General features: G+C 70.9%; 16 protein-coding genes. 5 read left to right on the top strand and 11 right to left on the bottom strand.

Annotation, left to right across the window (positions count from 1 at the left end; all coding sequences use genetic code 11):
• Positions 1-16 precede the first annotated feature (16 nt).
• Together EIZ45_RS15160 and EIZ45_RS15155 are read left to right on the top strand one after the other, a co-directional pair.
• Complete coding sequence (locus tag EIZ45_RS15160; protein WP_037806781.1) at positions 17-589, top strand: TetR/AcrR family transcriptional regulator; 573 nt, start codon at positions 17-19, stop codon at positions 587-589.
• A gap of 361 nt (positions 590-950) precedes the next feature.
• The gene (locus EIZ45_RS15155) at positions 951-1,481 is read left to right on the top strand and encodes a hypothetical protein (RefSeq protein ID WP_134662877.1); all 531 of its coding nucleotides are present in this window, start codon (positions 951-953) and stop codon (positions 1,479-1,481) included.
• Here EIZ45_RS15155 and EIZ45_RS15150 read toward each other — a convergent pair.
• The 4 genes from EIZ45_RS15150 to EIZ45_RS15140 are packed head-to-tail and all read right to left on the bottom strand — an operon-like array spanning position 1,468 to position 2,934.
• Positions 1,468-1,737, bottom strand: coding sequence for a metal-sensitive transcriptional regulator (locus EIZ45_RS15150; RefSeq protein ID WP_037806392.1), 270 nt, complete (start codon positions 1,735-1,737; stop codon positions 1,468-1,470). The genes EIZ45_RS15155 and EIZ45_RS15150 overlap by 14 nt on opposite strands.
• A 41-nt stretch (positions 1,738-1,778) precedes the next feature.
• On the bottom strand, positions 1,779-1,946 hold the full coding sequence (locus EIZ45_RS46120) for a hypothetical protein (RefSeq protein WP_167756452.1): 168 nt from the start codon (positions 1,944-1,946) through the stop codon (positions 1,779-1,781).
• Between the two features lie 2 nt (positions 1,947-1,948).
• Positions 1,949-2,533: a disulfide bond formation protein DsbA gene (locus EIZ45_RS15145; RefSeq protein WP_134662876.1), complete on the bottom strand. Its 585-nt coding sequence runs from the start codon at positions 2,531-2,533 to the stop codon at positions 1,949-1,951.
• Positions 2,530-2,934 (bottom strand): DUF302 domain-containing protein, encoded by a 405-nt coding sequence (locus tag EIZ45_RS15140; RefSeq protein WP_134662875.1) that lies wholly within the window; start codon positions 2,932-2,934, stop codon positions 2,530-2,532. Before EIZ45_RS15140 ends, EIZ45_RS15145 begins: the two co-directional genes overlap by 4 nt.
• 232 nt (positions 2,935-3,166) lie before the next feature.
• Here EIZ45_RS15140 and EIZ45_RS15135 point away from each other — a divergent pair, with 232 nt between their 5' ends.
• Complete coding sequence (locus EIZ45_RS15135) at positions 3,167-3,703, top strand: DUF2231 domain-containing protein (RefSeq protein WP_134662976.1); 537 nt, start codon at positions 3,167-3,169, stop codon at positions 3,701-3,703.
• Here EIZ45_RS15135 and EIZ45_RS15130 read toward each other — a convergent pair.
• Positions 3,700-4,134 (bottom strand): DUF6292 family protein, encoded by a 435-nt coding sequence (locus EIZ45_RS15130; RefSeq protein WP_134662874.1) that lies wholly within the window; start codon positions 4,132-4,134, stop codon positions 3,700-3,702. The two genes, EIZ45_RS15135 and EIZ45_RS15130, sit on opposite strands and share 4 nt — an antisense overlap.
• A gap of 209 nt (positions 4,135-4,343) precedes the next feature.
• Between EIZ45_RS15130 and EIZ45_RS15125 the strand changes: the two genes are divergently transcribed.
• A complete protein-coding gene (locus EIZ45_RS15125; RefSeq protein WP_134662873.1) occupies positions 4,344-5,240 on the top strand; it encodes a nitroreductase in 897 nt (298 codons plus the stop codon).
• A 134-nt stretch (positions 5,241-5,374) separates the two neighbouring features.
• On the opposite strand, the gene EIZ45_RS15120 is transcribed toward EIZ45_RS15125, so the two are convergent.
• The 6 genes from EIZ45_RS15120 to ccrA form a co-directional block, all read right to left on the bottom strand.
• A complete protein-coding gene (locus tag EIZ45_RS15120; RefSeq protein ID WP_134662872.1) occupies positions 5,375-6,187 on the bottom strand; it encodes an enoyl-CoA hydratase/isomerase family protein in 813 nt (270 codons plus the stop codon).
• On the bottom strand, positions 6,184-7,686 hold the full coding sequence (locus EIZ45_RS15115; protein ID WP_134662871.1) for an AMP-binding protein: 1,503 nt from the start codon (positions 7,684-7,686) through the stop codon (positions 6,184-6,186). Before EIZ45_RS15115 ends, EIZ45_RS15120 begins: the two co-directional genes overlap by 4 nt.
• Positions 7,683-8,252, bottom strand: a complete 570-nt coding sequence (locus tag EIZ45_RS15110; RefSeq protein WP_134662870.1) for an OsmC family protein — start codon at positions 8,250-8,252, stop codon at positions 7,683-7,685. The genes EIZ45_RS15115 and EIZ45_RS15110 overlap by 4 nt, the downstream gene beginning before the upstream one ends.
• Positions 8,249-9,595 carry an MFS transporter gene (locus EIZ45_RS15105; RefSeq protein WP_199817159.1) on the bottom strand — a complete coding sequence of 449 codons (1,347 nt, stop codon included), beginning with the start codon at positions 9,593-9,595 and terminating at the stop codon, positions 8,249-8,251. The genes EIZ45_RS15110 and EIZ45_RS15105 overlap by 4 nt, the downstream gene beginning before the upstream one ends.
• Before the next feature lie 194 nt (positions 9,596-9,789).
• Positions 9,790-10,680 (bottom strand): LysR family transcriptional regulator, encoded by an 891-nt coding sequence (locus EIZ45_RS15100; RefSeq protein WP_134662869.1) that lies wholly within the window; start codon positions 10,678-10,680, stop codon positions 9,790-9,792.
• 57 nt (positions 10,681-10,737) lie between these two features.
• A complete protein-coding gene (ccrA, locus tag EIZ45_RS15095) occupies positions 10,738-12,012 on the bottom strand; it encodes a crotonyl-CoA carboxylase/reductase (protein WP_134662868.1) in 1,275 nt (424 codons plus the stop codon).
• A 215-nt stretch (positions 12,013-12,227) separates the two neighbouring features.
• On the opposite strand from ccrA, the gene EIZ45_RS15090 reads away from it, so the two are divergent.
• Positions 12,228-13,475, top strand: coding sequence for a CdaR family transcriptional regulator (locus EIZ45_RS15090; protein ID WP_134662867.1), 1,248 nt, complete (start codon positions 12,228-12,230; stop codon positions 13,473-13,475).
• Positions 13,476-13,529 lie beyond the last annotated feature (54 nt).

Below are 13,529 nucleotides of genomic sequence, written 5' to 3'. Positions count from 1 at the left end.
GGTGCAGAAGATCCGGGTGTCCGAGGCGAGGTCGAGGCTGCTCGCGACGGCCACCCGGATCTTTTACGCCGAGGGCCTCCACTCGGTGGGCGTCGACCGGATCGTGGCGGAGGCGAAGGTCACCCGGGCCACGCTGTACCGGCATTTCCCGGGCAAAGAAGACCTCGTCGTCGCGTATCTCCAGGGCGTGTCCGAGATGGAGCGCGAGGGGATCGGCAAGATCCTCGCGGGAAATCCGCCCGCGGCCGACGCCCTGCGCGCCGTCGCCGAGTGGATCGCCGAGAGCATCCAGTCGGCGCACTTCCGGGGCTGCGCGTTCCTCAACGCCGCGGCGGAGTATCCGGACCCTGCACATGCCGTGCACCAGGCTGTCCTGGCGCACCGAGAGTGGTTCCTCCGCACAGTCACGGACCTGCTCGCGGAGATCGGCACGTCCGCGCCAGAGCCCGCGGCACGGCATTTCGTGATGCTGCGCGACGGTGCGATGGCCTCGGGCTGCCTGACGGACTCGGCCGAGGTCGGCGACACATTCCTCCAGGGCGTCGACGGCATCCTGCGACATCGCCTCGGCGCCGCGGAGCGCCCGTAACACTCAATGCCAGGAACTTGAGCGGTGCTGGTTCCGCGCGCTGACCGTCCACACGAGACGCCAACGGCACCGAACTGCCCGATCAACGATCATCCGACTGATGCTTGAGGTCCGTGAAGGGCTCCTTGAGGGAATCAGATTCCCTCAAGGAGCCCTTCACGGACCGCTGATCCCAGATCCCGCCCGGCCACCCCGCCGAACTGGGCAAACACGCCTCGAAATGCACCTGCTGCGCCTTGAGTTCCTGGCATTGCCCGTAACACTTCTGAAAGACCGGTGGGCGTTGACGCCGCCACTCGGTTGCCGACAAGCTTCAGAGAGAACGAACGTTCTATCTCTCTGGGCTCTCGGAAGGATCATCGTGACCATCGTCGACTCGCCCGCCGGAACCGCTCCGGCGTTGCGTCGCCTGTACTTCGTGCGGTTCGCCTTCGCCGTCGTCTGGGCCGTGCTGCTGTTCCTCACGTCCAAGACGGCTGTCGGCCCGATCGGGGTGGTCCTGGTCGTCGCGTATCCGCTGTTCGACGTCGCCGCCGCGGTCGTGGACGCGCGCTCGTCCCGTGCCGCCGGGTTGTACGTGAACCTCGCGATCAGCCTGCTGGCGGGGATCGGCCTCGCGATCGCCAGCGCGTCCGGTGTCCCGGCGGTGCTGCGGGTCTGGGGCGCCTGGGCGGTGGTGGCCGGTCTTGTCCAGCTGATCGTCGCCGTCGGCAGGCGGAGGATGGGCGGCCAGTGGCCGATGATCCTCAGCGGCGGCATCTCGGTGCTGGCCGGGGCGAACTTCATTCTGAGCGCGGGCGCGCCGAACCCGTCGCTGGCGACCGTGGCCGGATACGCGGTGCTGGGCGGGATTTTCTTCCTGATCTCGGCGATCCGGATCAGGCGAGCGTGAGGAAGAGCTTCTCCAGCTGTTCCTCGGTCATGGCGGCCTGGTTGCCTTCGCTGTCGGCGGAGACGCAGTCGCGCAGGCCGCTCGCGATGATCTTGAACCCGGCGCGGTCGAGCGCGCGGGAGACCGCGGCGAGCTGAGTGACCACGTCCTTGCAGTCGCGGCCCTCGTCGATCATCGCGATGACCCCGGCGAGCTGGCCCTGCGCGCGGCGGAGCCGGTTGCGGACCTGGGTGACGGTGTCCTGGTCGCCGATCATGGCTGCTCTCTCCCTGGTTGGCCGGTGGAAGTCACGAGTGGTCAGGAACGGTTCTTGCGCCACGGCCACGACCGGCGCGGACGCGGTTCGGCGGGATGTCCCGGGCACCACTGTCCGGCCAGGACGGTCGCCTTGACCTGGTCGACGTGCTGGCCGCATCCGGCCCACGTGGTTTTGCCGCAGGTGCGGCACGCGACGGGACGGCACATGGTCATCCTTCCGGGATCGTCGGGGTGCCGGTGCGCGGACGGCGGAATTCGGCGAACGCCGGGACCGCGGCGGTCGCGCGCAGGGCGTCGAGCAAGCTGCGCCCCTCGGCCGGTGCGGGCAGTTCGGTGAGCACCGGGCCGAAGAACGCCCGGCCGTCGATCGCGGTGATCGGGCTTCCGCCGGTTTCGCCGAGCGCGTCCTGGCTCTCCTGGTGCGCACGGCGGACGGACGGGTCCGCGTCGGTGGAATTCGCTTGCTGGGCAAGGTCTTCCGGCAATTCCGCGTCGCGCAAGGCCGCGCGAAGCAGCGCGCTGTCCAGCGGCTGCCGCTGCTCGTGAATCCGGCGGCCGAGCGCGACGTGGAACCGGGCGGCGGCGGCCGGGTCCGCGATCGCGGCGCGGACCCGGCCCGCGTGCAGCGAGTCCTCGACCCGCTGACGGTGGCCTTCCTCGACGGTGTTGCCCTCGTTGAGCACGGCGAGGCTCATCGGCCGCACGGAGAATTCCGCGCCCGTGTCGGCGAGCCAGCGGTAGGCGAGCCAGGCGAACGGGCAGACCGGGTCGCCGTAGAGCACCACGTCGGTCATGTCAGCTCCCGATCGAGCGCGTCGAGTGCGGATTCGAGCCGCGCGGCAGCCTCCGCGGCGACTTCGGCGACGCCTGCCTCCGGCGCGACCTCGGCCATGACAGCGGGGTTGATCGCCTCGACGACCGTGCCCTCGGCCCCGTTCTCGCGGACCACCACGTTGCAGGGCAACAGCAATCCGATCTCGCGGGTCGCGGTCAGCGCGCGGTGGGCGAGCGGGGGATTGCACGCGCCGAGGATGGTGTAGCGCTCCATCCGCTCGTCCAGCTTCTCGCGCATCGTCGCCTGCACGTCGATCTCGGTCAGCACGCCGAAACCGGCGTCCGCGAGCGCGGTTCGCGTCTTGGTCATCACGTCGTCGAAACCCGCGTCTCGGTAGGTACGGGACAAACCCAGCTCCATGGCGGCTCCTTTCCTCGGTCCTCACCATACCCCCGGGGGCATTGGCTATGCCCCCGGGGGTATCGGTCGCTGGGGCGCTGTCCGATGTGCGGCAGCTTGTAGCCGCTTGCCCGGCCCGCACTGTGACCGCCTCGCCCACGCGGGGACAAGCCGGGATTCTTGGCTTAGCCTCACCGTCGTGCCGCTGGGTGTTCAGCGCGCACTCTCGAACCCGCACCACGTTAAGGACGCCATGACGACCGTCAACGGCCTGCCGGCCCACATCCTGCTCGTGCACGCGATCGTCGTGCTGCTGCCGTTGAGCGCACTGCTGCTGGTGCTGAGCAGCGTCTGGCCGAAAGCACGCGGCAAGCTCGCCGGTCCGAACGCCGTGCTGGCCGTGGTCGTGGTGATTCTGGTCCCGATCACCACGAACGCCGGGGAATGGCTCGAACGCCGGGTTGCGCAGACACCGTTGCTGCGCGACCACACCGAACTGGGCGACACGGCGCTCTGGGTCGCGATCCCGGTCGCTGTGCTCGCGCTTGTGGTGTGGTGGCGGGAGCGGGAAAACACCCGTTTGTCGGCGGATACCGACGATTCGCCCGTCGCGGGTCGCCGGACTTATCTCGCACCCGCGTCGACGAAAGTCACGGCAGCCGTCGCGGTGGTCGCGGTCTTGGCGGCCGGTGCGGCCGTCTACGACATGTACCGCATCGGCGATTCCGGTGCGCGGGCCAGCTGGCAAGGGAACTTCAGCGAGAACGCCGCTCCGCGCCACGCGCGTTAGCGGGCCGGGTTTTCCTGCCGGTAGCCGAGAAGAAGGGCGATCAAGTCGGCCCGCCCTTGGCTGAGGTCTGGCGGCGCGGGCGGCGGCGTGTGCTGAGTCCGGGCGCGGACCGCGCGGACGAATTCCCGGACTCGGGCCGGAGAGGGGACTAGCTCCCCGCCGAGGCAAGCCACGAGGATCAGGTCCTCGCCGGAATGGGTTTCGATGGCGAACGACCAGCCGTGCCGTTCGTCCCACAGCAGCGCGGTGTCGCGTCCGGGATGGACGGAGAGGTGACCGTCGAGCGCGAGATAGGCCGACATCGGCGAATCGAGATCGATGGTGCAGGATTCCGGGCCGACGCCCGCCGCGGCGCTCACCGCGTCGAGATAGGCGGTCAGTCCGCAGATCAGACGGTATTCGTGGTCGGTGGTCAAGGGCTGGACGGTCATCGGTGCTCGTTTCCGCCGCCGCGTCGAACGGCGGTCCGCTTCAGGCTGCGCGCCGGGCGAATGGCGGACTAGGGCCGAAGGTCACCTGGCCAGGCGCCGCCGGAAGCAACCGGTGACGTTGGTCCCTGCGCTCGGTGGCTTGCGGCCGGTGCGCGAAGAGCGGCAGCCGGGGTTGGCTCGGGTCGTTCGCCATGACAGGAGTGGCCGCCATGGAAAAGACAGCGACCGGGGAGTGGACGCTCGCCGAGGCGGAGGTGCTGGGCCGTTCTGTCTTGCGTTTCCCCTCGGCGCACGACACGCAGCCCTGGCGAGTCGAGCTGATCGACGGTGCGGTGCTGCTGCGTGAGCGCGTCGACGTCACGCTGCCCCGGCGCGATCAGGCGATGTCCTGCGGGACGGCGCTCGCGAACTTGGAGCTGGCGGTCCGGGTGCTCGGCAGGCGCGCGGAAATCACCGTGCTGCCGGACCCGGAGCAGACCGACATCGTCGCGCGGGTCGAGGCGGCGGAGCCATTGCCGCCGACGGACCAGGAACTTCGGCGGTACGGCGCGATCATGGTGCGGCGGAGTCACCGCGGGGCGTTCACCGGGCTGCCGGTCAGGGCGGAGCAGACCGCCCGAGTCGCGGCGGCCGCGGCGACGACCGGGGCGGAGGCGATCCGGCTCGACGGGGTGGAGCGGCTCGCGAGGTTCTTCGGCCACGCCGCCCGGGCGCTCCGGGGCGATGCGGCGGGAACGTGGTTTGCCGCGCTGCCGCCCGTCGCCCCGGAGCTGTTCCTGCTGCGGGAACGGCTCGAGGCCGAAACGGTGCTGCTTTTCACGTCGCCCGGCGACGCGCGCATCGACCACATCCGGGCCGGTTACGCACTGGAGCGCTGCTGGCTCGAAGGGGTGACCCTCGGCCTCGCTGGCGCGGTTCTGACCCAGCCGCTGCGGGTGCCGGGGGTCCGGTCAGCGCTGTGCGAGGACTATCGGCTCGCTGGGTTTCCGCAGGCTCTGCTGCGGTTGGGCCGTTCGACGCGGGTGGCTCCGGCGAGTCTGCGGCGCGGGGTCGCTGAGGTGTTGGGCGAGCGGTGGGTGCGTCAAAGCCGCAGGCCGGTTCCGTGAACGCCGATGGTCCCTCGAATTCGGGACGACCCGACGAGCTGCCGACCCGCGCGACGGTGGTCGCCGTGTTGTCAGGCGCCAGGCGAGGGCGATGATGTTGCCGGGTGCCCGTGCTGGACGGGCACCCGGCAGGATCAGTCGAAGTCGGCGTACCGGCGGTCCCGCCACGCGAGGGCCGCGCCGAGGCCGCGGGTCGCGACGAGTTCGGTGAACTCCGCCCGCTCGGGCGTCGAGGCTGAGTTCAGCACTGCCGCGATGTCGTGGTTCGCGGCGACGGCGTCGCGCAGTCCCATCGCCTCGTACGCTCGGGTCAGCGCGCGTTTGGTGTAGCGCAAAATGGACAGCGGGGTCAGGGCGATCTTCCGCGCGAGCTTGTCCACAGTGGACTCCAGCTCGGCGGCGGGCACGACGCGGTTCACCATGCCGAGTTCGAGCGCGCGCCGAGCGTCCACCACATCGCCGGTGTACAGCAGTTCGTTGGTCGCCTTCTGGCCGAGCAGGAACGGCATCAGCAAGGTCACCGGACCGGACCCGAAGCGGATCTCGGGTTCGCCGAAGTGCGCGTCCTCGGCGGCGACGAGCAGGTCGCACGCCATCGCGAGCTCGCAGCCGCCGGCGAGGCACCAGCCCGACACCGCGCCGACGACCGGCTTTCCGAGCCCCCACACCTTCATGGTCAGCCCGATGTTGTTCTCCAGGCCGGCGTGCCATTGCTCCGCCGTCGAGATCCCCGCTTCGACCTCCTGCGAGATGTCGTAGCCGACGCTGAACGCCCGCTCGCCGCCGCGCAGGACGACGACCTTGACCGTGCCGTCCTGTTCGGCCTCGTCCAGCGCCGCGGTCAGTTCCTGCATGAGCTCGACGGACAAGGCGTTGAGCTTTTTCGGCCGGTCAATGGAGATCCAGGCGGTTTCGCCGCGACGTTCGGTTCGGATGAAGCTTGTCATCGGGTGCCTCCAGGGGTGTCGGGGGAGAGGACAGGTCCGTCGGCGTGGCGGGCGCGCAGGGCGCGTTTGTCCACTTTGCCCACGGGAGTCAGCGGCAGGCGCTCGACGCAGGTGAACGCGTCGGGCACCCAGAACGCCGGGAATCGTTCGGCGACATGGGCTCGCAGCTCGGTTTCGTCGACCAGGCGGCCTTGCCGGGGCACCAGCACGGCCACCGGCCGCTCCGTCCACTTGGGATCGGCGCGCGCCACGACGGCCGCGGCGGACACCGAAGGGTGGGTGCAGAGGTGTTGTTCGAGCTGCGCGGACACGATCCATTCGCCGCCGGACTTGATGAGGTCCTTGGCGCGGTCGTGCACCGCCAGCCGCCCTTCTTCGTCGAGCGACGCGACATCGCCGGTGTCGAACCAGCCGTCCCGGTCGCCGACGACGAACGGTCCGCGCACCTGGAGCGTCCCTTGTTCGCCGGGCGACCCGGAATTCCCGTCGATCCGTGCCTCCAGCAGCGGGACGAACCTTCCGGCGCGGACGCTCGGGTCGGTGCGTTCGTAGGTGCTGACCGCGAGCGTCTCGGTCATGCCCCAGGCAGTCGCGACTCCGGCGCCGAGGACGTCCCGGACCAGGTCGACGACCGAACGCGGGACCGCGCTGCCGCCGGTGAGGACTTCGCGCAGCGCGGCCGGCGGCGCGGTGCCCAGTTCGGCGAGATGGCGGCAGACGTCGAACCACACGGCCGGCACCGCCGCGGCCACCGTGACTCGTTCGGCACTCAGCATCGCGGCGATTCGCGCCGGTGCGAGGTCGTGGCCGGGGAGCACCAGCGAGGCACCGGTGAGCGCGGCGACGAACGGCAGGCCCCACCCGTTGACGTGGCAGAACGGCACCAGCGGCAGCACCCGGTCCCCGGCCCGCAGCCCGGAGGCGTCGGCCGCGCTCTGGCTGAGCGCGTGCAGTACGACGTCCCGATGCGTCACCTCGTAGCTCTTGGCCGGACCGGTCGTCCCGCTGGTGTGGAAGCGGAACGAGGTGACGTCCTCGCGCAGGTCCGGCAGTTCGGTTTCGACATCCGCGGCGAGTTCTGCTGCAGCGGCGACCGTGATCCCGTGGCCGGCGAGTTCGGCGGCCGCCGCCCGGACCGCCGGTCCGACCGAGCGATGGTCGAGCGCTTCCTGGCCGACCACCAGCAGATCGGTCCGCGAGCCATCGGCCCGTGCGACCATCGCCGCGCTGTCGAGCCGGAGGTTCAGGCTGGTGAGTGTCGCGCCGAGGAGCGGGACCGCGTACATCAGCTGGAGGTGTTCGAGGGTGTTGAACGACAGCACCGCGACGCGGTCGCCCTGGCGGATCCCGTACCGCCGGTGCAGGCCCGCCGCCATCCGGGCGATCGCGTCGGCGAGCTCGGCGAACCGGAGCCGGGTGCCGTCGGCGACGACCTCGGATCCGGGGTGGACGTGCTTCATCCGCCAGACGAGATGGGCGAGGGTGAGCGGGACGCTCATGATTCCGCCAGCGTCGTGGTGACCTCCACCGGGCCGGCGAGGGTGTCGCGGATCGGCGACCGGCGCTGTACCGCGGCGGTCAGTTCGGCGAGTTCCTCCCGGGTCGCGGTGGGCGAGGCGGCGTGTACGGTCACGCGGATCTGGCGGGCGCCCGGCCGGGCGTCGTCGTCGAGGCCGAGGAACGCCTGGAGGTCGAAGTCCGCCTCCAGCTCGAGACGCAGCGAGGACAGTTCGATACCGCGGGCGGTCGCGTTGGCGGCGAAGGTGACCGAGTAACACCCGGCCAGCGCCTGGAGGATGTACTCGGCGGGGCTGGCCGCGAGGTCGGTGCCGAGCAGCGCGGCGGGCTCGTCGGATTCCAGGACGTAGCGGGCGGTCCGGCCCGGCACCACGGCACCGGCCTGGCGGAGGTCGCCGGTGGTGGCGCGCTGGTGGCAGCCGTGCTGCCAGTCCGCGTTGAGGGCGAAGGTGACCTGGGCGAGTTCGGGCTGCTGCCGGACGGCCTCGACGGTGGCGGCGAGTGCGTCGCGGTCGATTCCGTTGGGGGCGGGGGCGGTCTGAGTCATCGGAGTTCTCCCATTTCGCTCGTGCGGTCGCGGGGTCCAGCAGCGACAGCGGGGTGTTCCGTGCTGGTGCGGAAGGTTTCGGGCGCGAGGTACGCGCAGACGCCGGTGATGACGCTGAGCACCAGGCAGTAGCCGACGACGAGCCACGGCCTGCCGTTGTTCGCGACGAGCAGGCTGCTGGCGATCAGCGGGGCGAGGCCGCCGGACAGCACGGAGCCGAACTGGTAGCCCATCGACGCGCCGCTGTAGCGCACGCCCGCCGGGAACATCTCGGCGAAGAACGCGGCCTGCGGCCCGTACATGGCGTCGTGGAACAGGTTGATCCCGACGACCATGCCGACGGTGACCAACAGCGGATTCCCGGTGTCCGCCAAGAGAAAGAACGGTGCGATGAACACCGCGCTCGTGACAGTGCCGAAGAGGTACAGCGGGCGGCGGCCGTAGCGGTCGGAGAGCCACGCCCACGCCGGGACGGTGACGAGGCTCAGCGCCGACGCCACCAGCACCGCCCGGAGGCCGACCTCGTCGTCGGCGGAGCGGGCGATGTAGGCGATGCCGAAGGTCGTGTACAGGTAGTAGAGCGCGTTCTGGGACAGCCGCATGCCCGCGGTGAGCCAGACCGGACGGCGCTGCGTCCGCATCAACTCGGCGAGCGGGCGTTCAGGAAGCCGGTTCTCCTGTTTCATCCGGACGAACGACTCGGGCTCGGCGAGTTTCGCGCGGATCAGCAGGCCGACCGCGACGAGCGCGCCGCTGGCGAGGAACGGGACGCGCCAGCCCCACGAGAGGAACTGCTCGGTGGTGAGCAGCGTCCGGCCGAGGGTGAACGCGCCGGCCGCCATGAGCATGCCCGCGGAGACGCCGATCTGGGTGAAGCTGCCGTAGAACCCGCGCCGTCCGGAGGGCGCGCTTTCGACCGAGACCAGCGCCGCGCCACCCCATTCGCCGCCGACGCCGAAGCCCTGGGCGAGCCGCAGGAACACGAGCAGCACCGGCGCGGCGACGCCGATCGAGGCGTACGTCGGAAGCAGCCCGACCAGCGCGGTGGCGCAGCCCATGATCAGCAGCGAGGCGACGAGCATCGCCTTGCGCCCGATCCGGTCGCCGACGTGCCCGCCCACGAGCGCGCCGAGCGGTCGGGCCAGGAACCCGACCGCGTAGGTGCCGAACGCGGCGATCAGCCCGAGCGAAGGGTCGGCGCCGGGGTAGAAGAGCGGGCCGAATACGAGCGCCGCGGCGCTGCCGTAGAGGAAGAAGTCGTACCACTCGATGGTGGTTCCGATGAAACTGCCGAGCGCGACCATGCGTGCCGAGGGGGTGCGCCGCGTCGTTGCCTGCGCCATGGTTCTCACCGTTCTGTGGTCGGTGGAAGTGCGGTGACACCAGGAAAACAGCGGGTTCGGCGGCGATCAACGACCAGTTTTCCGCAGTGCTGTGCAGATTCGCACAGGGTTGGTCGTCGGTCTATTGAGGACAGTGGAGGAGGGCGCGTTGGCGGGGGAGGAGGAGCGAGCAGCTGTTACCCGCCGCCGGTTTATCATGGACAGTCGAGAAGGGCGCGTTCCCGGACCAGCCCGTCGATGGCCGCCGCCATGGCGCGCACGCGGGCCAGCCGGGCGAGCGCGTGCGGAACAAGCAGCCAATAGCTGTGCGGCACCGCATGCGGAAACGTCTCGACCGGCCGCAGCCCGGCGGTGCGGTCGCCGATCCACGACGGCAGAAAGGCGAATCCCAGCCCCTGGCGGGCGGCGCAGATCTGGCCGGAGATGGTGTCGGCCCGGTATTTCGGGCGGGCCGCGGGCACGGCCCGGAACAGCGTTTCCAGCGTGGGGGCGCACAGCGCGTCCTCGGTGTACCAAAGGAAAGGCGCGTCGGCGAGGTCGTCGGCGGACGCGATCGGCGCGTAGTTTTCCAGCAAGGCCGGAGCGGCGTACAGGCGCAGTTCGTAGTTCGCCAGCAGCCGCGCGTCGACGGCGCGGGTGCTGGGGCGTTCGATGGCGATCGCGAGGTCGAACTCCCGCGTGCTGAGCGACGCGTGGACGTTCGCGATCACGAATTCCAGCGACAGCGACGGAAACTCGCGCGCCAGCCGGTGCAGGCCGGGGATCAGCAGGAAGGTGCCGAAGCCGTCGGGGGCGGTGACGCGGACTGTTCCGGTCAGGTGATGGCCGGTTTGCAGGCAGTCCTCGCGCGCGGCGAGCACCGCCGCTTCGACCGCTTCGGCGTGTTCGAGCAGCCGCGTGCCTGCCGTCGTGAGCACCCAGCCGCCGGGTTCGCGGTGGAACAGCCGTTGTTCCGCGGTGCGTTCGAGGTGTGCGATGTGCCTGCCCACCGTCGTGTGGTTGAGGCCGAGGTGTTTAGCCGCTTCGGTGAGCCGGCCGCGGCGGGCTACCTCGAGGAAGATGCCCAGGTCGTCGGCGGAGATCATCGGAGTCCTCCCGGCGCGCGGGCCCGGGGGCGGGCGGGCCGCCCCCGGGCGCTGGGTTCAGGCGCGGCCCTGTCCCGGCGCGGCGGCGCCGATCAGCACCGAGACGTTGCCGAACACGTCCTCGCCGCGGCCCATCGCGGCGTGCGCGGCCGGCACTTCGGTGAACGGGACCGTCCGGCCGAGCACCGGGTCGATCGTGCCCGCGCGGACCAGGTCGTTGTACGCGACGGCCTGCTCGTCGTTCGTGCCGTGCGAACCTTGCAGCCGCTTCTGCCGCGTCCAGTGGTAGCGCAGGTCCACCATCGCGTCGAAGCCGGTCGTGCCCGCGCAGATCACCACCATCCCGCCGGGGCGGCACAGGAAGATGCTGGTCGGGATCGTGGCCCCGCCGGGGTGCTCGAACACGATCGCCGGGTCCTCGCGGGAACCGGCGATCTCCCACAGCTTCTTTCCGAACGCCCGCGCGCCCTTCGTCCATTCCTTCTGGCCGGCGGCGTCGTCGACCAGCGGCGGCACGCCCCAATGGCCGAACTCGCGGCGGTTGAGATAGCCGATCGCGCCGTGCTTCATCGCGAACGCGCCGCGCTCGTCATCGGACACGACGGCCACGGCGCGGCCGCCGGCGGCGCGCACCATCTGGCAGGCCTGCGTGCCGAGCCCGCCGGAACCGCCCCAGACGAGCACGAGATCCCCGTCCTGCAGGGTGTTTCCGGCCCAGCCGTAGAGCATCCGGTACGCCGTCGTCCCGACCAGCGTCGGCGCCGCCGCCTCCTCCCACGACAGGTGCTCGGCCTTCGGCAGCACCTGGTGCGCCTGCACCCGGGCGAACTGGCCGAACGCGCCGTAGTTCGTGTCGTAGCCCCAGATCTTCGCGCTGGGGGCGATCATCGGGTCCCGGCCCGCCGCGATCCACGGGTCCTGCTCGTCCCACACCCCGGGGTGCACGATGACGTGCTGGCCGATCTCGACGCCGGTCACCCCGGCGCCGACCGCGTAGACGATGCCCGAGGCGTCCGACCCGCCGATGTGGAAGTCCTCCGGCTCCCCGCGCTTCTGCCGGGTCGCGATCTGGTCGACCGGATAACCGCGCGCGGCCCACACGTTGTTGTAGTTGATCCCGGCGGCCATCACGCCGATCAGCACCTCGCCCGGTCCGAGCCGCGGCGTGTCGACCAGTTCGGGACGGAACGCGTCGGCGGGGTCGCCGAAGCGGTCCTGGCGCACGACCTGCGCGTGCATCCGGGCCGGCACCACGCCCAGCGGCGGCAGCTGGCCGATCGGGACCGGCTCCGCTCCCGGGGTCGCGACGCTCGTGCGTTCTTCGTCGTTCATCAGTGCACTCCTTCGTGAACGGACCGGCGCGCCGCTCGGTCCCGGCCGCGGGTTGTGCGCCGAGGCAAAGGGGATCCGGGGAATTCGCGCCGGTGCGGCTGTCTGCGCGCCGGGGATGACGCAGGCGACGCTAGAGGGGCCGGGCGGCGCGAGTCATGAGAAGAAACGATAAGTTTGCCGGCGAACCTCGGAAAAACTGCGAACGGCGGTGCGGAATGGCGACGGACGCTTCGCGGCGGCAGGCAGTGCTGGACAAGGTTTTCGCGCGCCGGCACGAGCTGGCCGAGCAGCTGGTGGCCGAGTACCGGCGCGAGATCCCCGAGTACGGCGAGCTGCCCGAACCGGTGCTCGTGCGCGACGTCACCGAGGCGGCCGTCCTCAACATCGAGTTCCTCGTGCGCAGCCTCGCCGCCGACGACGCCGACCGGAGCCTCAGCGACTCGCACGAATGGCTCCGGCGCAGTGCAGCGCGCCGGGTGCACCAGCGGGTCAGCCTGCCGTCCCTGCTGCGCAGCTTCCGGCTGTGGGGCATCCGGCTGTGGCAGGCCATGGACGAGCTCGCCGGGGCGGGCAAGGCGGGCAGGCTGCTGTCGATCGAGCTGGCCGAGGCGACGATGGTGCACGTCGACCGGGTCTCGACCGCGGTCACCTCGGCGTACGTGCGGGAATCCGCCACGATCTCCGCCGACCGCACCGCACTGCGCACCGACGTCCTGGAAACCCTCCTGACCGGCGAGGCGGTGAGCGAGCAGGCCCGCAGGCAGAGCGCGGTGCTGCGGATGACGCTGCGCGGGCCGGTGCTGGTCGCGGTCGTGCAGTTGCCCGCCGGGGTCGACTCGACCATCGGCGTGCAGTCGGCGATCCGCGCGGTGCGCAACCAGCTCGCACCGCTGGCGAAGGAATTCCTGGTGGGCGCGCGGGAGTCCGAGGTCGTCGGCATCTGCTGCCTGGACACCGCCGAGGATGCCCGCGAGATCGAGCCCGCGTGCGACCGGCTCGCCGACCCGGAACGCGGCTGGGCAGTCGGCGTCGGCCGCGTCGCTGAGGGCCTGCCGGGGGTGCGCCGGTCCTACGGCGAGGCGCGCGAAGCCGCCGACCTCGGCGGCCCGGCCGGCGGGCGGACCCGGGCCGTCCGGTTCGGCGACGTGCTGCTCGACCGGCTCCTGCGCGCGCCGGGGCACACCGACGCCCTGCTGGAGGAGACCGTGCAGCCGCTGCTGGACTACGACGCCCGCAAGGGCGCGCCGCTCCTGCCGACGCTGCGCGCGTACGTGGGCGCGAACTTCAGCCTCACCAAGGCCGCGGCGGAACTGTCGGTCAACCCGAACACCGTGGTCTACCGGCTGCGGCGCATCCACACGCTCACCCGGCGCGACCCGCTGCAGGTGGACGACCTGCTGCTGTTGTCGCTGGGGCTGCGGCTGTACGACTCGGGCGCCGCCGGGCTGCCGGACCTCTCGTAAAAACCGAGACGAATACCCGCGGAACTTCTCTGTTCCTCTCATGACGTGGGTTAC

Origin of the sequence: Amycolatopsis sp. CFH S0740 (genome assembly GCF_004522315.1) — a bacterium.
Classification (GTDB): Bacteria; Actinomycetota; Actinomycetes; order Mycobacteriales; family Pseudonocardiaceae; genus Amycolatopsis; species Amycolatopsis nivea.
The sequence above is the reverse complement of the archived record's forward strand: the minus strand, read 5'-3'. Positions and strand labels throughout refer to the sequence as shown.